Raw genomic sequence first — 18,999 nt, 5'->3', positions numbered from 1 at the left:
GGTGGAACGGGGTAGCGGCAGGGAATCCTCCCGCCCCGAAAGGTGACCACACCGTGCCGCAAGACGATCAGCCGACGGACGACCGGGCCGTTCCGCCCGTCACGGCGGAACTGCCCGGCAGTCCGCACCTCACCCCACGACCCCGGACCGACCGGGTCGTGTTCGGTGTCACCGCCGTCCTCACCTTGGCATTCGTGCTCTGGGGCGCCCTCGCCACCCAGTCCCTGGAGGACGTGTCCAGCTCGCTTCTGGACTCCCTCATGCACAACGGAGGCTGGGCGTTCATGCTGGCCGCCTCCGGGTTCGTCGTCTTCGCCCTGTGGCTCGCGATGAGCCGCTACGGGAAGATCACACTCGGCGACGAGGGAGAGAAGCCCGAGTTCCGCACGGTGTCCTGGGTCGCGATGATGTTCAGCGCGGGCATGGGCATCGGCCTGATGTTCTACGGCGTCAGCGAGCCGCTGGGCCACTTCTCGTCGCCCCCGCCCGGCACCCACCCGACCGCCCCGGCGGACGCCATGCAGACCGCCATGGCCACCACGCTCTTCCACTGGACCCTGCACCCGTGGGCGATATACGCGGTGGTCGGCCTGGCCATCGCGTACAGCACCTTCCGCCGTCGCCGCAGGCAGACCATCAGCGCCGTCTTCACCCCGCTCATCGGCGAGAAGCACGCCAACGGCGGCGTCGGCCGCGTCATCGACATCCTCGCCATCTTCGCCACCCTCTTCGGGTCGGCGGCCTCCCTCGGGCTCGGCGCGCTCCAGATCGGCAGCGGCATGACCGAGCTCGGCTGGATGGAGAAGGCCGGCACCGGCCTGCTCATCTCCATCATCGCCGTCCTCACCGTCGCCTTCATCGCCTCCGCGGTCTCCGGCGTCGAGAAGGGCATCCAGTGGCTGTCCAACATCAACATGGTGCTGGCGCTGCTGCTGGTGCTGTTCGTCTTCGTCGCGGGCCCGACCATCTTCGTCCTGGACCTCGTGCCCACCTCGCTCGGCGCGTACCTGGGTGAGCTGCCGCAGCTCATCGGCCGCACCGAGGCCACCGGCGGCGAGGACGTCGCCGCCTGGCTGAGCGGCTGGACGGTCTTCTACTGGGCCTGGTGGATCTCCTGGACGCCCTTCGTGGGCATGTTCATCGCCCGCATCAGCCGGGGCCGAACCATCCGTCAGTTCGTCGGCGGCGTCATCCTGGTGCCGAGCACGGTCAGCCTGATCTGGTTCGCGGTCTTCGGCGGCTCGGCGATGAAGCTGAAGGCCACCGGCCGCCTCGCGGACGAGTCGACCCCGGAGGGGCAGCTCTTCGGCCTCCTCAAGGAGTTCCCGATCGCGACCGTCACGTGCATCCTCGTGATGGTCCTGGTGGGCATCTTCTTCGTCTCGGGTGCGGACGCCGCCTCCATCGTGATGGGCACGCTCTCCCAGAAGGGCTCCTTCGAGCCGACCAAGCTGGTCGTCGTCTTCTGGGGCTGCGTCACCGGTGCCGTCGCGGCGATCATGCTCCTGATCGGCGACGGCCAGGGCGACGCGCTCAAGGGCCTGCAGAACCTGACGATCCTCGTCGCGGCGCCCTTCGCCGTGGTCATGGTCGGCATGTGCTGGGCCCTGATGCGCGACCTGCGCCGCGACCCGCTGATCGTGCGGGGCGAGAGGGGCGTCGAAGCGGTCGAGGCCGCAGTCATCGAGGGCCACAAGAAGTACGAGGGCGACTTCGAGATCCGCATCGGCCCCGGCAACGGAACTGCCGACACGGACGACACCGGCGCCGCCACGACGTCTCCGCGCGACGGCGGAACGACCAAGGTGCTCTGACACGGACGGCGGCGGGGGCGGCCGGGGCATCCGCCCCCGTCCCCGCCCCGCCGCCGTCGCACAGCACCCCCGGCGCGCCGACCGGGACGCCGCCCCCGGCGTCCCGCCCCCGGCGTCCCGGCGACGGCGTCCGCCGCCCCCGGCCGACTTCACGATGTCGTGCGCACCAGGGGCCTTCAGCGTGAACACTCACCCCGTGTCTGCCGCGCACGCGACCTCCGGGCCGGCCCCGGCGATGGGCGGCGTACCGGCGGCCCCGGTGCTGAGGTGAGCCACGGGACCGCCGCCCCGACCTGACCGGGAGAGGCCCGCGACGACTCGATTAGGATCGACCCCTCATGACTGCAACCCTCGTCGCCAAAGACCTCGCCGCCGGCCACGGCGACCGCACCCTCTTCTCCGGGCTCGACCTCGTCGTCGCACCCGGCGACGTGATCGGCCTCGTGGGCGTCAACGGAGCGGGCAAATCCACCCTGCTGCGCCTCCTCGCGGGCCTGGAGGCCCCCGAGGGCGGGGAACTGCGGCTCTCCCCGCCCACCGCCACCGTCGGCCACCTCCCGCAGGAGCCGGAGCGCCGCGAGGGCGAGACGGTACGCGACTTCCTCGCCCGCCGCACCGGGGTGGCCGACGCCCAGCTCGCCCTGGACGCGGCCACCCAGGCCCTCGTCGACGGAGCCCCGGGGGCCGACGACGCGTACTCCGCGGGCCTCGACCGCTGGCTGGACCTCGGCGGCGCGGACCTCGACGAGCGGGCCGAGGAGGTCGCCGCGTCCCTCGGCCTGACCGTCGGCCTCGACCAGCCGATGACGGGCCTCTCCGGCGGCCAGGCCGCCCGCGCGGGGCTCGCCTCGCTCCTGCTGTCCCGGTACGACGTCTTCCTCCTCGACGAGCCCACCAACGATCTCGACCTGGACGGCCTCGACCGGCTGGAGAACTTCGTCAAGGGCCTGCGCGCGGGCACCGTCGTCATCAGTCACGACCGGGAGTTCCTCACCCGCACCGTCACCAAGGTCCTCGAACTCGACCTCGCCCAGCAGCAGATCAAGCTGTTCGGCGGCGGATACGCGGCCTACCTGGAGGAGCGCGAGACGGCACGCAGGCACGCCCGCGAGGAGTTCGAGGAGTTCGCGGACAAGAAGGCGTCCCTGGAGGGCCGGGCGCAGATGCAGCGCGGCTGGATGGACAAGGGCGTGCGCAACGCCCGTCGCAAGTCCACCGACGGCGACAAGCTCGGCCGCAACATGCGCAGCGAAGCGAGCGAGAAGCAGGCCGCCAAGGCCCGCCAGACCCAGCGCATGATCGAACGCCTCGACGCGGTGGAGGAGCCCCGCAAGGAATGGGAACTCCGCATGGAGATCGCCGCCGCCCCGCGCTCCGGCGCCGTGGTGTCGACGATGCGTCAGGCCCGCGTGCAGCGGGGCGACTTCGCCTTCGGGCCGGTCTCGCTCCAGATCGACTGGGCCGACCGGGTGGCCATCACCGGCGCCAACGGGTCGGGGAAGTCCACTCTGTTGGCGGCGATGCTCGGCCGACTCCCGCTCGACGAGGGGGACTCGACCCTGGGGCCCGGCGTCGTCGTCGGCGAAGTCGACCAGGCGCGTGGCCTCTTCCACGGTGCGGAAACCCTGCTGGACGCCTTCTCGGCCGCCGTCCCCGACACGGAACCGGCCGAAGTGCGCACCCTACTCGCCAAGTTCGGGCTGCGCGCCGAGCACGTACTGCGCCCGGCCACCACGCTCTCCCCCGGCGAACGCACCCGTGCGGCCCTCGCCCTCCTCCAGGGCAGGGGCGTCAACCTCCTGGTCCTGGACGAGCCGACCAACCACCTCGACCTGCCGGCCATCGAACAGCTGGAGTCGGCCCTCGACTCGTACGAGGGGACACTTCTCCTGGTCACGCACGACCGCCGCATGCTGGACGCGGTACGCACCACACGGCGCGTGGAAGTCGCGGACGGCAGGGTCACGGAACTCTGACCCCGCCGTCGCGAGCGGCGGGGGCTCACAGCTCCGCCGACCGCGGCCCCGCCCCGGTCGGCGGCCCGCCTCAGCCGTGCGCGCGTTCGCGCTCGCCGAGATGCGCGTCCAGCGCGGCGGCCCCGGCCAGCATCGCCCGCCCCCGGGCGGACAGTCGACCGCTCCACTCGCCCAGCGCCTCCTCCAGCGGCTCCGGACCACCGGCCGTGCGCACCTGCTCGATCAGTGGGGCGATCCGCTCCAACGGATATCCACCCCGGCGGAGTTGACCGGCCATCCGGGCGTCCCGCACATCGGCCCCGTCGTAGACGCGGTAGCCGGTCCGCGGGTCGCGGCGCGGGCGCACCAGTCCCGCGCGCTCCCACTTGCGCAGCGTCGCGGGCCGGATGCCGAGAAGTCCCGCCAGCGTCCCGATGAACACGCCCCCGGTCTGCGGCGTCTCGACGGGGTCCAGGTCCTGGAGGGCGCTCTGCACCGCCCGCAGCGTGCTCCGGTCCTCCAGAAGCTGGGCATGGCTTTCGTCGATGAGCCGGAACGCCTCGTCGGCCGCCCCCCGGTTCACCGCCCGCATGACCGCCGACGCCGTCGGGTGGCCGTGGCCGGGAAGCAGGGCGAGGAAGGCGCGCAGGGCCCCCGCGTGCAGCGCGGTGTACACCCGGTACCCGTGCGGAGTGCGGTCGGCGGCCGGAAGGATGCCGGCGTCCTCGTAGTTCCGCACGGCCTGCGTGGACAGTCCGTGCACGCGCGCCAGATCGATCGGCCGCATGAGCCCTCCCCTTTGAAGCTTTACATCCCGTCTGCGGCCGGGTTCCGCGAAAAGTCTCCACCGGAGGTTCAAAGATACCGTTGAAGGCATGACCACGGACCTCAAGGACCTGACCCGTACCGTCACCGCCGCCTCCGTGAGGGAACTGCTGTCCGGCCGTCCCCGAGTGCTCGCCCTGGGGGAGCCCACCCACGGGGAGGACGCACTGCTCGACGTGCGCAACGGGCTGTTCCGCCAGCTCGTCGAGCAGGAGGGCTACCGGACGATCGCGATCGAGAGCGACTGCCTGGCGGCCCTGCGGGTGGACGACTACGCCGCCTTCGGTGTCGGCACCCTCGACGACGCCATGCGGTGGGGGTTCAGCCACGGGCTCGGCGACTCCGCCGCCAACCGCGAACTCGTGCGTTGGGCACGGGAGTTCAACGAAGGTCGGCCCCCGGCCGACCGGGTTCGCCTCGCGGGTGTCGACGGGCCGCTGGAGATCTCCCACGCCCAGAGCCCCCGAAAGGCCCTCACCGCGCTCCACGCCTGCCTCACCTCGGCCGCGGTGGATGCCGGTCTGTTCCCCTGCACCTGGCACACGCTCGACCGACTGCTCGGCGACGACGAGGGGTGGAGCGATCCGGCCGTGATGAGGGACCCGGCCCGTTCCGTGGGGCGGTCGACCGAGGCCGACCGGCTACGGGTGCTCGCCGACGACCTGGTGGCGCTGCTGGACGCACAGGCACCCCAGCTGATCGCCCAGACCTCCCGGGACGTCTGGGAAAGGGCCCGCCTGTACGGACGTACCGCCGTGGGCCTGTTGCGCTACCACTACTGGATGGCCGACACCGCACCGAGCCGCATGACCCGGCTGCTGGGCGTGCGGGACCAGATGATGGCCGACAACCTGCTCGCGCTCGCCGAGCGGAGCCCCGTCCTGGCCCATGCCCACAACAGCCACCTCCAGCGGGAGAAGAGCACGATGCGGATGTGGGACCACCCGCTGCTGGAATGGTGGAGCGCCGGTGCGCTGGTGCGCGCCCGGCTGGGGGAGCAGTACGCCTTCGTCGCCACGGCACTCGGCACCATCCGGCACCGAGGAGTGGACACGCCGCCGCAGAACACGCTCGAAGGTCTCCTCCACGCTCTTCCCGAGGACCGCTTCCTGCTCGACGCCCGGCGGCTGTCCGCCTTCCTCGGCGACACGCCGCCCCGGCCTCGCGAGTCCCCGTGGTTCGGCTACGCGCCGCTCGATCCGACCCACCTGCCACGCATCGACGCACTCGCCTTCCTCAGGGACACCGACACCCCCTGAGGCGAGCCTCCCGGGTCGGCGGGGCCGCCCCAGCCTCCGCAGCCCCTTTGGTCGGCGGGCCCGCCCGGCCGGGGCGCGGGGGGTTCGCACGAGCGAAGCCGAGGGCGCGGAAAAGGGCGGGCCAGGGGGCGGCCCCGCCGACTGACGCCGCCCCCCGCCCAGTGCGCGGCTGCCGCCCCGCCCCGGCCCCCGTGGCCCCGCCCCCTCAGCCCCGCTTCCCCCGGTCCGCCAACCCCGCCTTCCGCAACGCATCCGCCATCGCGCTGTTGGCCGGAGCCGAGCCCGAGCCCGACGCGGATCCCGCCCCGGCCCCCGAACGCCCGCCGCCTCCGCCCTGCTGCTGACGCCCCGAACCCGAGCCCCGTCCCCGGCCGCCCCTGTCCTGACCGCCGCCACCCCGCCGCTGCTGCGGCGCACGCGCGGAACCGGACCCCGAACCGGCCCCGGAACGGGACCGTTCCCCCGACCCGCCCGGCGAGCCCTCCGCCTCGTCCTCCCACCGCAGCGTCAGCGAGATCCGCTTCCGCGGGACATCGACGTCCCGCACCTTCACCCGCACGACGTCCCCCGGCTTCACCACGTCCCGGGGGTCCTTCACGAACGTCTTCGACAGAGCCGAGACGTGCACCAGTCCGTCCTGGTGCACCCCGATGTCGACGAACGCCCCGAACGCGGCCACATTCGTGACGACACCCTCCAGGATCATCCCCGGCACCAGGTCCCCGAGCTTCTCCACGCCCTCCTTGAAGGTGGCCGTCCTGAAGGCCGGACGCGGGTCCCGCCCCGGCTTCTCCAGCTCCCGCAGGATGTCGGAGACCGTCGGCAACCCGAACTTCTCGTTGACGAACTCCTCGGCGCGCAGGGACCTCAGGACCTCCACGTTGCCGACCAGCGAGCCGGCCTTCGCCCCCGCCGACTTCACCATCGCCCGGACCACCGGATACGCCTCCGGGTGCACGCTCGACGCGTCCAGCGGGTCCTCGCCGTCCCGGATCCGCAGGAAGCCCGCGCACTGTTCGTACGCCTTGGGGCCGAGGCGGGCCACGTCCTTCAGCGCCTTGCGCGACCTGAAGGGCCCGTTCGCGTCCCGGTGCGCGACGATGTTCTCCGCCAGGCCCGACCCGATGCCCGAGACCCGCGAAAGCAACGGCGCGGACGCCGTGTTGACGTCCACGCCCACGCCGTTCACGCAGTCCTCGACCACCGCGTCCAGCGACCGCGAGAGCTTCACTTCCGAGAGGTCGTGCTGGTACTGGCCGACGCCGATCGACCTGGGGTCGATCTTCACCAGTTCGGCCAGCGGATCCTGAAGCCGGCGCGCGATGGAAACGGCGCCCCGCAGCGACACGTCCATGTCGGGCAGTTCCTGCGAGGCGAAGGCCGACGCCGAGTAGACGGAGGCCCCCGCCTCGGAGACCATGACCTTCGTCAGCTTCAACTCCGGGTGCTTGGCGATCAGTTCGCCCGCGAGCTTGTCGGTCTCCCGGGACGCGGTCCCGTTCCCGATGGCGATCAGCTCGACGGAGTGCTCCGCCGCCAGCCGGGCCAGCTTCGCCAGTGCCTCGTCCCAGCGGTTCGCGGGCACGTGCGGATGGATGACGTCGGTGGCCACCACCTTGCCGGTGGAGTCCACGACCGCGACCTTCACGCCGGTACGGAAACCGGGGTCCAGGCCCAGCGTCGCGCGCGTCCCGGCGGGCGCCGCCAGCAGCAGGTCACGCAGGTTCGCCGCGAAGACCCGTACCGCCTCGTCCTCCGCCGCGGTACGCAGCCGCAGCCGCAGATCGATCCCCAGGTGCACCAGGATCCGCGTCCGCCACGCCCACCGCACCGTGTCCGCGAGCCACTTGTCGCCGGGGCGGCCCCGGTCCACGATCTGGAACCGGCGCGCGACCATGCGCTCGTACGTACTCGGACCGGGCTCGTCCGACGGCTCCTCGGGCTCCAGGACGAGGTCGAGCACGTCCTCCTTCTCGCCGCGCAGCATCGCCAGCACCCGGTGCGAGGGCAACGCCGTGAACGGCTCCGCGAAGTCGAAGTAGTCGGCGAACTTCGCGCCCGCCTCCTCCTTGCCCTCCCGGACCTTCGCCACCAGCCGGCCGCGCGTCCACATCCGTTCGCGCACCTCGCCGATCAGGTCGGCGTCCTCCGAGAACTGCTCGGTGAGGATCGACCGGGCACCGTCCAGCGCGGCCGCCGCGTCCGCGACGCCCTTGTCGGCGTCGACGAAGGCCGCGGCAGCGGCGAGCGGATCCACGGTCGGGTCCGCCAGCAGCCCGTCGGCAAGCGGAGCCAGGCCCGCCTCGCGAGCGATCTGCGCCTTGGTCCGCCGTTTCGGCTTAAAGGGGAGGTAGATGTCCTCCAGTCGCGCCTTCGTCTCCGCGCCGCGGATCTGCGCCTCCAGCGCCGCGTCCAGCTTGCCCTGCTCCCGTACGGAGTCCAGGATCGCCGCCCGGCGGTCCTCCAGCTCCCGCAGGTACCGCAGCCGCTCCTCCAGCGTGCGCAGCTGCGCGTCGTCGAGCATTTCGGTCGCTTCCTTGCGGTAGCGAGCGATGAACGGAACGGTCGAGCCGCCGTCGAGCAACTCGACGGCGGCCCTGACCTGACGGTCCTTGACGCCGAGTTCCCCGGCGATCCTTGTTTCGATGCTTTCGATGGACGTCGTCACGGTGTAACCGACTCGCCTTCTCCTACGGGCAGTGCATGGCGCACCTCAACAGCGATGCCCCTGCATTCTGCCGTGCCGGCACCCCCGAACCCGCACCCGCCCACCCCCACGCGAGCCCTCCCGTGCGGCGGTGCCACCCCCGCCCCCGTAGCGGCCTCGGGCGGTGGGCCGCCCCCGCGTCGGCCGCCTCGGGCGGCGGACCGCCCCGGGGACGCGGGGACCCCCCGCACGAGCGCAGCCGAGTGCTCGGGGAGAGCCGGAGGGGGCGGCCCCACCGGACGCCGCCCCCTCCGGCGCGCGCCGCCCCCTCCGGCCTGCGCCGCCCCCTCCGGCCTGCGCCGCCCCCTCCGGCCTGCGCCGCACATCCACCGGCCCCCACCGCACGCCGCCCCTGCGAGGAGCGGGCCGCCGTCAGCCCTTCCCCACCAGCGTCTCCGGGAACGCCCCCGCCGCCGTCGCCGTCATCAGAAGGCCCCGGCCCAGCTCTGTCAGCCGCTCGACCCCGGCCGCACCCACGTGCTCGTACGGGGCCAGGTCGAGCCGGTCCGTGGCGTCCTCGATGTCCGCGCGCAGCGCGACACCGACCTTCGTCAACTCGCCCTCGGCGTCCAGGAGTCCACGCGCCCGCAGTCGCTCGGCGGCCGCGTCCCAGTCGGCCTGCGACCAGCCCCGGGTGCGCATGGCCCACCGCGGGTTCATGCCCTTCCCGGTGGCGGTGTGGCTGACCAGCGCCTCGACGGGGTCGAGCCCGGCGGTGAGCAGGGCGACGAGGTGCCCGTCCCCCCGGTGTTCGCGCAGCAGCGTCGCCGCGTGCCAGAGCGCGAGGTGCGGCAGCTCGGGCATCGGCAGGTCGGCGTGGGCGGCGTAGAGCGGCCTGGCCTGCCGGGTGCACGCCTCGGTGGCACGCACCGCCAGCGCCGCGGCCTCCGCCATCTCGTCGGACGCGATGATCTCCGCGCCGAGCAGCCTGCGCAGCGCGACGTCCGCGGCACGCATGCGCGCCCCGAGGACCGCCTCGGGCGACACGGTCTCCCAGAGGGCCGGCAGGACCTTGGCGATCAGGTCGTAGTTGTAGTTGTAGAACGCGGCGGCGACCACGCCGGGGCCGACCTGCCCCAGGGCGGCGACCCGGCCCACGAAGAACGGGGCCTGCGGGTCGTCGATGCCGATCGAAGCCAGCTCGGCGGCGTACTCGGGGGAGAAGTAGACCGTCGAGTGCAGCGCGTTGAGGGGGTTGTGGCAGCGTCGCCCGGCGCGCGGGGGGAGCGAGGAGGTCTCAGTCATACCCGCACGTTACCGACTGGTTGGTACGTGGGTACAGCCCTGGGTGATAGGGCAGGAAAGCTGGGGGACCGGTCATTGCGGCTGCTGACCGGCCGGCGCGCCACCTCCCACTGGCTCGCCCCGGAGACCCTGGCCGGGCTCGGCGTGGAGGCGACGGGGGAGCGGGTCGTTTTTGACGGCAAGTACGTCACCGCCGCCGGAGTCTCCTCCGGTATCGACATGGGCCTCACCCTGGCGGAGCGGGTCGCGGGCGAGTTCGCCGCCCGGAGCATCCAGCTCATGGTCGAGTACGACCCGCAGCCGTTGTTCGACGCGGGTTACCCGGCGAAGGCTCCGGCGGACCTCGTCGCCTACTGGCGCGCCAACGCCAAGGAGCAGGGAAGCATGGACAGCTGACAGCTGACAGCTGACAGCTGGCAGCTGACGGCCGTCGGCCACCGCACGCCGCCATGAGGAGTCATCCGCTCGGGTGCCACGCGAAGTGCGGGGCGCGTCGTTCCAGGAAAGCGGCGACACCCTCCGCGGTGTCGCCGCTGCCACGCGCCTGCTCCGCCCAGTACGCGTCCCGGTCGGTGCGCCCGTCCGCGAACTCCTTCGCCGCCGCCTGGGTGAGCTGCGCGCGTGACACCAGGACACGGGTGAACTCGGCCACCCGCTTGTCGAGTGCACCCGACGGAAGGACCTCGTCGACCAACCCGGTGCGCAGCGCCCGCTCCGCGTCGATCAGCTCTCCCGAGAAGAGCAGGTACTTGGCGGTCGAGGGGCCCACCAGTGCGGTCAGCCGGCGTGTCGAGGACGACGGGTAGACGATGCCGAGCTTCGCCGGCGTCACTCCGAAGCGCGCTCCCTCCTCCGCGAAGCGCAGGTCGCAGGCCGCGGCGAGCTGGCTCCCGCCGCCCACGCAGTACCCGCGTACGGCGGCCAGCGTCGGCTTGGGAAAGGCCGCGAGCGCCTCCTCGGCACGTACCGCCAGCTCCTGCGGCGTACCGTCGGCCGACCCCGGTCCACGCAGTGTGGAGATGTCCGCCCCGGCGCAGAAGGTGTCCCCCCGGCCCGTGAGTACCAGCGCGCGCACCCCGGGGTCGGCCGCGAGCGCGGCCAGCAGTCCGGGCAGTGCCTGCCACATTCCGGCCGTCATCGCATTGCGCTTGGCGGGGTTGCTGATGACGACCGTGGCCACCGCACCGTCGACGCCGTACTCCACGCGGGATCTCGTCTCCATCCGCCGGATGCTATCCGGCCGCACCGAACCTATGATCGGGAGACCGGGGCGGGGGACCGAGGCAGGCACGGGCACCGACCGAGGAGCGCTCACATGGTGGAACAGACCCGCGAGAGCAAGAAACTGAGCCGGGATTTCGGCTGGCTGGCGTTCCTCGGCATCCTGCTGGTCATCGGGGGCGTGGTCGGCCTGGTCTACACCGGCTTCGCCACCCTCACCTCGATGGTGCTCTTCGGCTGGCTTCTGCTGGTCGGCGGCCTGATCGGGCTGCTCCAGTCGGTCCAGTCGCGCGGCACCAACTTCTTCTGGCTGGGCGTCGTCGTCGCCGCACTCAACATCGCGGCGGGCGTCGTCGTCATCCGGAACCCGGTCGGGAGCGCCGAGGCGTTGACCATGTTCGCCGCCCTGCTCTTCCTGACGGGCGGTCTCTTCCGCGTGGTGGGCAGTGTGGTGGTGCGCGGCCCGCAGTTCGGCTGGACCCTCGTCCAGGGCGCCTTCGGCCTGCTGCTCGGCATTCTGGTGCTCTTCGACTGGCCCCAGTCCAGCCTGTACGTCCTCGGCACCTTCTTCTCGCTGGCCCTGCTCTTCGACGGGCTGGGCCTGCTCGCGATCGGATTCGGCGGGCGCAGGGTGGTCACCATGGTCTCGGAGGCGATGCGGCCGGGCACCGCGGGGCCCGCCCCCGGCACCGGAACGCCTCGGACGCCAGGGCGCGACGACACACCGCCGCGCCCCTCGGGCCATCCCGACCTCAGCAAGCCGGAAGGTCAGGACCGGTCGCCGAACTGATCCCCGTTCGATCGTTTTCGGGCAACGCATTGCATGAATCAGTCGCAGAGCGTCTCTTGCGGCTGATTTGTGCTCAGCGGGACGGTCCCGACCTCCCCGCCCCGAACACTCGGAACGTGGTCACGACCGAGCGTGAGGGCGGGTGCCCGATGAAGGAGAGCCGTGGGAGCGCCCCACCCCCGGAGAGGGCAGTCGCTCCCCCTCCGGACGGTGGCGCGGGGGAGCTTGCGGGGGGTCCGCGCACGTACGAAGGCGTCTGGCGGTTCACCGCGCCCGCGGTCGACGTCTCCGTTCCGCAGGCCCGGCACGCCGTACGCGACCTGATCCGCCGGCAGGGGGCGCCCGCCGACGACGACCTCGTGCAGAGCCTGCTCCTGATCGTCTCCGAGCTGGTCACCAACGCCGTCAAACACGCGGCGCTGCTCTCTCCGGAGCTGGCGGTGGAAGTGGCCATCGGCGCGGACTGGATGCGGGTGTCGGTCGAGGACAACCACCCGTACCGCCCCAGACCGCTGGAGACGGACTACGCGCAGACCGGAGGCCGCGGGCTGCTCCTCGTCCGGGAGATCACCGCCGAAGCCGGGGGCTCCTGCGACGTGGAGCACACCGCGAGCGGCGGCAAGGTCATCTGGGCCGCCCTGCCGCTGCACGCGGGCTGAAGACCGACGAAGCCCGCAGGCCCCTCTACCAGCCCGCGGTGTCGCCCGTCAGCTCGCGGATCGCCGGCCGTGCCGCGTCCAGCACCGTCATGAACCACGCCGAGAACGGGTCCTTCGCGTGCTGCTCGGCCAGTTCCTGCGGCGTGACGAACTGCGTGTCCCCGACCTCTTCCGGGTCCGGCCGCAGCGGCGACTGCACGAGGCCCACGAAGAGGTGGTTGAACTCCTGCTCCACCAGACCGGACGCCGGGTCCGGGTGGTTGTAGCGCACCGTGCCCGCTTCGGCGAGCAGCGTGGGGGAGACGCCCAGTTCCTCGTGGGTACGCCGGGCGGCCGCCGCGAAGGGGCTCTCGGCCGGGTACGGGTGACCGCAGCAGGTGTTGGACCAGACGCCGGGGGAGTGGTACTTGCCGAGTGCGCGCTGCTGGAGCAGCAACCGCCCCGTCTCGTCGAAGAGGAAGACGGAGAACGCCCTGTGCAACTGCCCGGGGGGCTGGTGGGCGGAGAGCTTCTCCGCGGTGCCGATGGTCTTGCCGCTCTCGTCGACCAGTTCGAGGAGGATCTCGGGGGGTGCGTCCGCCGATCCGTTCGGTGCGCTGTTCGCCGCAGTGGCTGGTGTGGTCGGCATAACCATCCTTCGCTTCGGTTCCCGGCGGCCAAGTCTGCCGTACAAAAGCCGCTTGTCCGTACTTCCGTCGCGCGGAGGGTTTCAAACAAGCCGTCGGCGCGGCACGGCGCGATCCGCGTACCGTCCGGCCGCCCGAGCGTGCCGGGACCGGCGCCCACGGCCCCGGCACGCCGACGCCCCTCAGTGACAGAGCTTCATCTCGTGCACCGCGTGCCCGCTGGGCTCCAGCTGGAAGGTGCAGTGCTCCACGTCGAAGTGGTCCCCGAGGCAGTCCTGCAGCTCGTGCAGGACCTTCTCGTGCCCGACCGAGTCCAGCAGCTCCTGACTGACCACCACGTGCGCCGACAGCACCGGCATCCCCGACGTGATCGTCCACGCGTGCAGGTCGTGCACGTCCTCCACGCCGGGGGTCCCCAGGATGTGCTCGCGCACCTCCGCCATGTCCACGCCCTTGGGGGCCGCCTCCAGCAGCACGGAGAGCGTCTCGCGCAGCAGCTTCCAGGTGCGCGGCACGATCATGAGCCCGATGACGAGGGACGCGATCGGGTCGGCGTAGCTCCATCCCGTGAACACGATGACGCCCGCAGCGACCAGCACCGTCACCGAGCCCAGCGCGTCCGCGAGCACCTCCAGGTAGGCACCGCGCACGTTGAGACTGTCCTTCTGTCCCTTGACCAGCAGCGACAGCGAAATCATGTTGGCCACCAGGCCGACCAGGGCGAAGACGATCGCCAGGCCGCCCTTGGTCTCGGCCGGTGCGATGAACCGCTGCACCGCCTCGATCAGCACGTAACCGCCGACGCCGAGCAGGAGCAGACAGTTCGCGAGAGCGGCCAGGATCTCGGCTCTGGCATAACCGAAGGTGGCGTTCCGGGTGGGCGGGCGGTTCGCGAAGTGGATGGCGAGCAGGGCCATCGCGAGCCCGAGGGCGTCCGTCGCCATGTGGGCCGCGTCCGCGATGAGGGCGAGGGAATTCGAGAGCAGACCGCCGACGATCTCCACGACCATCACGGCGAGGGTGATGCCGAGGGCTATTCGCAGGCGCCCCTTGTAGGCGCCGGCAGCCGTTCCGGTGGGCGGCGGCCCGCCGTGTGCATGCCCGTGATCGTGCCCAGCCCCCATGAAGAGACCCCTCCTGAGACTCGTGTACGAGGGCCCGAGGTGATCGGCCCGCGACCCCAGTGAACTACGGGCGGGGGGTATGGGCAAGCCGGGGTTGAACACCGTTGTCATGTGCTCTGACCTGCGGAAATGACCGCAGGTCAGAGGGTCGGGAAGCGTCACGGAGGAGTCCGGAGTGACGGAATCGACTACGGTGCCGTCCGCTCGGGGACCCGCGGTTTGTGGCACGGGCACGTGATCAACGATGATGATCGCGGCGGTCGTCCCACCGTCAGGCCGACCCTGTCGCCGCATGAACAGGCAGTGAAATCCGCCTTCCGTTCATCCGATAGCCTCTGCCGATGCCGCCCCGCCACCCCCGAGCGGGCGCACCGTGCGGCTTCACGAAGCCCTGCTCAAGGAGTGAGTTCGTCTGTCGACCGCCATCCTCACCGGCCCGCCGGTACCCGGATCGTCGCTCGAAGGCGATCTGCGGTCGCTGGGCTTCGACGTGCGGTCCGCCGCCGACGCCGCCGCGACCGTGCAGCTTCTGGACGCGGTCCCGGCCGGTGAGCGCGTCGCCCTCGTCGACCCCCGCTTCGTCGGCCACGTGCACGCGCTGCGACTGGGCCTGACCGACCCGCGCTTCCCCGCCGCGGCCGTGCCCGGTGCGCTCACCGCCCAGCCCCAGGCGCGCGCCGCCCTCGGCCGGGCCCTGCGCACCGCACCGCTGACCGCGCCCGACGAGGTGGCCGCCGCCCTCGACGCGGAGGGCACCGCCGTACAACGCCCGGAACTCGGCTCGCTCGTCGCCGCCGTTCCGCACGACCAGGTCTCCCGTACGGAGACCGAAGCGGCCGTGGCCGCCGTCGACGACGAGGCGGTCCGACTGCGTACCGCGGTGAAGTCCCGCGACGGCTTCTTCACTACGTACTGCATCAGCCCGTACTCCCGCTACCTCGCCCGCTGGTGCGCGCGGCGCGGGCTCACCCCGAACCAGGTCACCACCGCGTCGCTGCTCACCGCGCTCATAGCGGCCGGCTGCGCGGCCACCGGAACGCGCGGCGGCTACATCGCGGCCGGACTGCTCCTGCTCGTCTCCTTCGTCCTGGACTGCACCGACGGGCAGCTCGCCCGCTACTCGCTCCAGTACTCGACCATGGGCGCCTGGCTGGACGCCACCTTCGACCGCGCCAAGGAGTACGCCTACTACGCGGGCCTCGCCCTCGGCGCGATCCGCGGCGGCGACGACGTGTGGGCGCTGGCACTGGGCGCGATGGTCCTCCAGACCTGCCGGCACGTCGTGGACTTCTCCTTCAACGAGGCCAACCACGACGCCACGGGCAACACGAGCCCCACCGCCGCACTCTCCGGAAAGCTCGACAGCGTCGGCTGGACGGTCTGGGTCCGGCGCATGATCGTCCTGCCGATCGGCGAACGCTGGGCCATGATCGCCGTCCTCACGGCCGTCACCACCCCCCGCATCGTCTTCTACGCCCTGCTCATCGGCTGCGCCTTCGCGGCCTGCTACACGACGGCGGGACGCGTGCTCCGCTCCCTGACCAGGCGTGCGACCCGCACCGACCGTGCCGCGCAGGCCCTGGCGGACCTGGCGGACTCGGGACCGCTCGCCGAGTCGGTCGCGGCCACCGCGCGCAGCGGCAGGCCCGGCGGAGGCTTCCTCGCCCCGGTCCTCGCCCTCGCGGGCGCCGCGATCCTGATCGTGGACGCGCTGCTCAACGGCGGCACCTGGACCTTCGTGGGCGCCGCCGTGCTGTACGCCTTCCTCGGCGGCCTCGCCGTGCGGGCGCCCCTCAAGGGCGCGCTCGACTGGCTGGTTCCGCCGCTGTTCAGGATCGCCGAGTACTGCACGATCCTGATCCTCGCGGTCGAGGCCGACGTCGCGGGAGCACTCCCCGCCGCGTTCGCGCTGGTCGCGGCGGTCGCCTACCACCACTACGACACGGTGTACCGCATCAAGGGCGGCTCCGGGGCCCCGCCGAACTGGCTGGTGCGGGCCATCGGCGGCCACGAGGGCCGCACGCTGCTGGTCGCGCTTGTCGCCGTGCTGATCCCCGCGGACGGCCTGCCCCTCGCGCTCACGGTCGTCGCCGTGGCCATCGCCCTGGTGGCAGGCGTCGAAAGCATTCGTTTCTGGGTCTCCTCGGGAGCACCCGCCGTACACGACGAAGGAGAACCCGCATGATCGGCCTGGTACTGGCGGCGGGCGCCGGACGGCGTCTTCGCCCCTACACCGACACGCTTCCCAAGGCCCTCGTGCCCGTGGACGGCGACACCACCGTCCTCGACCTCACCCTCGGCAACTTCGCCGAGATCGGGCTCACCGAGGTCGCTATCGTCGTCGGCTACCGCAAGGAGGCCGTCTACGCGCGCAAGGCCGAGCTGGAGGCCACGTACGGCCTGACGCTCACGCTGATCGACAACGACAAGGCCGAGGAGTGGAACAACGCCTACTCCCTGTGGTGCGCCCGCGACGCGATCCGGCACACGGTGATCCTCGCCAACGGCGACACCGTGCACCCGGTCTCCGTCGAGAAGACCCTGCTCGCCGCCCGTGGCGAGGGCAAGAAGATCATCCTCGCCCTCGACACGGCCAAGCAACTGGCCGACGAGGAGATGAAGGTGATCGTGGACCCCGTCAAGGGCGTCCGGCGCATCACCAAACTGATGGACCCGGCGACCGCCACCGGTGAGTACATCGGCGTCACCCTGATCGAGGGCGAGGCCGCCGACGAGCTCGCCGACGCCCTGAAGGCCACCTTCGAGCGCGACCCCGACCTCTACTACGAGGACGGCTACCAGGAGCTCGTCGACCGGGGCTTCACCATCGACGTCGCCCCGATCGGCGACGTCAAGTGGGTCGAGATCGACAACCACGACGACCTCACCAAGGGCCGGGAGATCGCGTGCCAGTACTGACCCGACTGATTCCCTCCCCGCTCACCGTCGACGTCTCGCGCGGTGCCCTCGACGACCTCGCGGGCCTTCTCGCCGACCAGCGGATCTCCGGCTCGGGCTGTCTCGCCATCGCCATCAGCGGCGGCTCCGGGCAGGCCCTGCGCGAACGCCTCGCCCCGGTCCTGCCGGACGCCGACTGGTACCCGGTCGCCGACGGAACCATCGACTCCGCGGTCAAGCTCGCCGACGACATCAAGGGCAAGCAGCGTTACGACGCCGTGGTCGGCCTCGGCGGCGGCAAGATCATCGACGTCGCCAAGTACGCCGCGGCCCGCGTCGGCCTGCCGATGGTTGCCGTCGCCACCAACCTCGCCCACGACGGCCTCTGCTCCCCGGTCGCCACGCTCGACAACGACAACGGGCGGGGCTCCTACGGCGTCCCCACCCCCATCGCCGTCGTCATCGACCTCGACGTGATCCGCCAGGCCCCCGACCGTTTCGTACGGTCGGGCATCGGCGACGCCATCTCGAACATCTCCTGCGTCGCCGACTGGGAACTCGCCCACGAGGTGCACGGCGACTCCATCGACGGCCTCGCCGCCGCCATGGCCCGCCAGGCCGGCGAGGCGGTGCTGCGCCACCCCGGCACCATCGGCGACGACGCCTTCCTCAAGGTGCTCGCCGAGGGCCTGGTCCTCACCGGGATCTCGATGACCGTGGCAGGCGACAGCCGGCCCGCGTCCGGGGCCTGCCACGAGATCAGCCACGCCTTCGACCTGCTCTTCCCGCGGCGCGCCGCGCTGCACGGCGAACAGGTCGCCGTGGGCGCCGCCTTCGCGATGCACCTGCGCGGCGCCCGCGAGGAGGCCGCGCTCTTCGCCGACGTACTGCGCAGGCACGACCTGCCCGTACTGCCCGGCGACATCGGCTTCACCGTCGACGAGTTCGTCCAGGCCGTCGAGTACGCCCCCCAGACCCGCCCGGGACGCTTCACGATCCTGGAACACCTCGACCTGTCCGCAGACCAGATCAGGGACGCTTACGCCGACTATGTCAAGACGACCATCAGTAGCTGAACTCCGTCCCGTCGTTCACCCCGCGGGCGTCAAGGACCGGCGCAGCGGCGAACACTGGGGCGGCCGCCTGTACATGCGCGAGGTCTCCCTGCGGGTCGACCGGTACCTGGTCAACACCCGCGTCACGCCCAACCAGCTCACGTACGTCATGACCGTGTGCGGTGTCCTCGCCGCGCCGGCCCTGCTGGTGCCGGGCGTCTGGGGTGCGGTCCTCGGCGTCGTCGCGGTACAGCTCTACCTCCTGCTCGACTGCGTCGACGGCGAGGTGGCCCGCTGGAAGAAGCAGTTCTCGCTGAACGGCGTCTACCTGGACCGCGTCGGCGCCTATCTGACGGACGCCGCGGTGCTCGTCGGCGTGGGTCTGCGCGCCGCCGACCTGTGGGGCACCGGGCGCATCGACTGGCTGTGGGCCTTCCTGGGCACCCTGGCCGCGCTCGGCGCCATCCTGATCAAGGCGGAGACCGACCTCGTCGCCGTCGCCCGCCACCAGGGCGGAAAGCCCCCGGTGCAGGAGTCGGCGAGTGTGCCGCGCTCCGCCAGGATGGCGCTCGCCCGCAAGCTCGCGTCCATGCTCCAGTTCCACCGGCTGATCCTGGGCATCGAGGCGTCGCTGCTGATCCTGGTCCTGGCCGTCTTCGACGCGGTGCGGGACGACCTGTTCTTCACCCGGCTCGGCGTGGCCGTCTTCGCGGGCATCGCGCTCCTGCAGACGCTGCTGCACCTGGTGTCCATCCTCGCCTCCAGCAGGCTCAAGTGAGCGGCGGCCGGGGGACCGGGCCCCTGAAGCTCGGCGCGGTCAT

General features: G+C 71.8%; 15 protein-coding genes and 1 pseudogene. 10 read left to right on the top strand and 6 right to left on the bottom strand.

The window, feature by feature from the left end:
* The first annotated feature begins 53 nt into the window (after positions 1–53).
* Both ACQPZG_RS06160 and ACQPZG_RS06155 read left to right on the top strand, forming a co-directional pair.
* Positions 54–1,814 carry a BCCT family transporter gene (locus ACQPZG_RS06160; protein ID WP_433544805.1) on the top strand — a complete coding sequence of 587 codons (1,761 nt, stop codon included), beginning with the start codon at positions 54–56 and terminating at the stop codon, positions 1,812–1,814.
* Positions 1,815–2,152: 338 nt separating this feature from the next.
* Positions 2,153–3,790 carry an ABC-F family ATP-binding cassette domain-containing protein gene (locus tag ACQPZG_RS06155; RefSeq protein ID WP_433544804.1) on the top strand — a complete coding sequence of 546 codons (1,638 nt, stop codon included), beginning with the start codon at positions 2,153–2,155 and terminating at the stop codon, positions 3,788–3,790.
* 70 nt (positions 3,791–3,860) lie between these two features.
* On the opposite strand, the gene ACQPZG_RS06150 is transcribed toward ACQPZG_RS06155, so the two are convergent.
* Entirely contained in the window at positions 3,861–4,556 is a 696-nt protein-coding gene (locus tag ACQPZG_RS06150; protein WP_433544803.1) for a TioE family transcriptional regulator, read from the bottom strand.
* Positions 4,557–4,644: 88 nt separating this feature from the next.
* Between ACQPZG_RS06150 and ACQPZG_RS06145 the strand changes: the two genes are divergently transcribed.
* Positions 4,645–5,853 carry an erythromycin esterase family protein gene (locus tag ACQPZG_RS06145; protein WP_433544802.1) on the top strand — a complete coding sequence of 403 codons (1,209 nt, stop codon included), beginning with the start codon at positions 4,645–4,647 and terminating at the stop codon, positions 5,851–5,853.
* Between the two features lie 205 nt (positions 5,854–6,058).
* Here ACQPZG_RS06145 and ACQPZG_RS06140 read toward each other — a convergent pair whose 3' ends face one another.
* Together ACQPZG_RS06140 and ACQPZG_RS06135 are read right to left on the bottom strand one after the other, a co-directional pair.
* Positions 6,059–8,521 (bottom strand): Tex family protein, encoded by a 2,463-nt coding sequence (locus ACQPZG_RS06140; RefSeq protein ID WP_433544801.1) that lies wholly within the window; start codon positions 8,519–8,521, stop codon positions 6,059–6,061.
* Positions 8,522–8,932: 411 nt separating this feature from the next.
* The gene (locus ACQPZG_RS06135; protein WP_433544800.1) at positions 8,933–9,805 is read right to left on the bottom strand and encodes an SCO6745 family protein; all 873 of its coding nucleotides are present in this window, start codon (positions 9,803–9,805) and stop codon (positions 8,933–8,935) included.
* Between the two features lie 81 nt (positions 9,806–9,886).
* Between ACQPZG_RS06135 and ACQPZG_RS06130 the strand changes: the two are divergent.
* Positions 9,887–10,201, top strand: a pseudogene (locus ACQPZG_RS06130) (DJ-1/PfpI family protein); the annotation flags it as partial.
* A 61-nt stretch (positions 10,202–10,262) separates the two neighbouring features.
* On the opposite strand, the gene ACQPZG_RS06125 reads toward ACQPZG_RS06130, so the two are convergent.
* On the bottom strand, positions 10,263–11,027 hold the full coding sequence (locus tag ACQPZG_RS06125) for an enoyl-CoA hydratase/isomerase family protein (protein WP_433544799.1): 765 nt from the start codon (positions 11,025–11,027) through the stop codon (positions 10,263–10,265).
* A 93-nt stretch (positions 11,028–11,120) separates the two neighbouring features.
* Here ACQPZG_RS06125 and ACQPZG_RS06120 point away from each other — a divergent pair, with 93 nt between their 5' ends.
* Entirely contained in the window at positions 11,121–11,816 is a 696-nt protein-coding gene (locus ACQPZG_RS06120; protein WP_433544798.1) for a DUF308 domain-containing protein, read from the top strand.
* Positions 11,817–11,965: 149 nt separating this feature from the next.
* Positions 11,966–12,475: an ATP-binding protein gene (locus ACQPZG_RS06115; protein ID WP_433549281.1), complete on the top strand. Its 510-nt coding sequence runs from the start codon at positions 11,966–11,968 to the stop codon at positions 12,473–12,475.
* Positions 12,476–12,500: 25 nt separating this feature from the next.
* On the opposite strand, the gene idi is transcribed toward ACQPZG_RS06115, so the two are convergent.
* Both idi and ACQPZG_RS06105 read right to left on the bottom strand, forming a co-directional pair.
* Positions 12,501–13,103 (bottom strand): isopentenyl-diphosphate Delta-isomerase, encoded by a 603-nt coding sequence (gene idi / locus ACQPZG_RS06110; protein ID WP_433544797.1) that lies wholly within the window; start codon positions 13,101–13,103, stop codon positions 12,501–12,503.
* A 180-nt stretch (positions 13,104–13,283) separates the two neighbouring features.
* On the bottom strand, positions 13,284–14,225 hold the full coding sequence (locus tag ACQPZG_RS06105) for a cation diffusion facilitator family transporter (RefSeq protein WP_433544796.1): 942 nt from the start codon (positions 14,223–14,225) through the stop codon (positions 13,284–13,286).
* A 412-nt stretch (positions 14,226–14,637) separates the two neighbouring features.
* On the opposite strand from ACQPZG_RS06105, the gene ACQPZG_RS06100 reads away from it, so the two are divergent.
* The 4 genes from ACQPZG_RS06100 to ACQPZG_RS06085 are packed head-to-tail and all read left to right on the top strand — an operon-like array spanning position 14,638 to position 18,956.
* On the top strand, positions 14,638–16,410 hold the full coding sequence (locus tag ACQPZG_RS06100; protein ID WP_433549280.1) for a DUF5941 domain-containing protein: 1,773 nt from the start codon (positions 14,638–14,640) through the stop codon (positions 16,408–16,410).
* Complete coding sequence (locus tag ACQPZG_RS06095) at positions 16,407–17,144, top strand: sugar phosphate nucleotidyltransferase (RefSeq protein WP_433544795.1); 738 nt, start codon at positions 16,407–16,409, stop codon at positions 17,142–17,144. Before ACQPZG_RS06100 ends, ACQPZG_RS06095 begins: the two co-directional genes overlap by 4 nt.
* Positions 17,132–18,199 carry an iron-containing alcohol dehydrogenase family protein gene (locus tag ACQPZG_RS06090; RefSeq protein WP_433544794.1) on the top strand — a complete coding sequence of 356 codons (1,068 nt, stop codon included), beginning with the start codon at positions 17,132–17,134 and terminating at the stop codon, positions 18,197–18,199. Before ACQPZG_RS06095 ends, ACQPZG_RS06090 begins: the two co-directional genes overlap by 13 nt.
* Positions 18,174–18,956 carry a CDP-alcohol phosphatidyltransferase family protein gene (locus ACQPZG_RS06085; RefSeq protein WP_433544793.1) on the top strand — a complete coding sequence of 261 codons (783 nt, stop codon included), beginning with the start codon at positions 18,174–18,176 and terminating at the stop codon, positions 18,954–18,956. Before ACQPZG_RS06090 ends, ACQPZG_RS06085 begins: the two co-directional genes overlap by 26 nt.
* The last annotated feature ends 43 nt before the right edge of the window (positions 18,957–18,999 follow it).

Source organism: Streptomyces sp. CA-294286, assembly GCF_050947155.1.
Classification (GTDB): Bacteria; Actinomycetota; Actinomycetes; order Streptomycetales; family Streptomycetaceae; genus Streptomyces.
The sequence above is the reverse complement of the archived record's forward strand: the minus strand, read 5'-3'. Positions and strand labels throughout refer to the sequence as shown.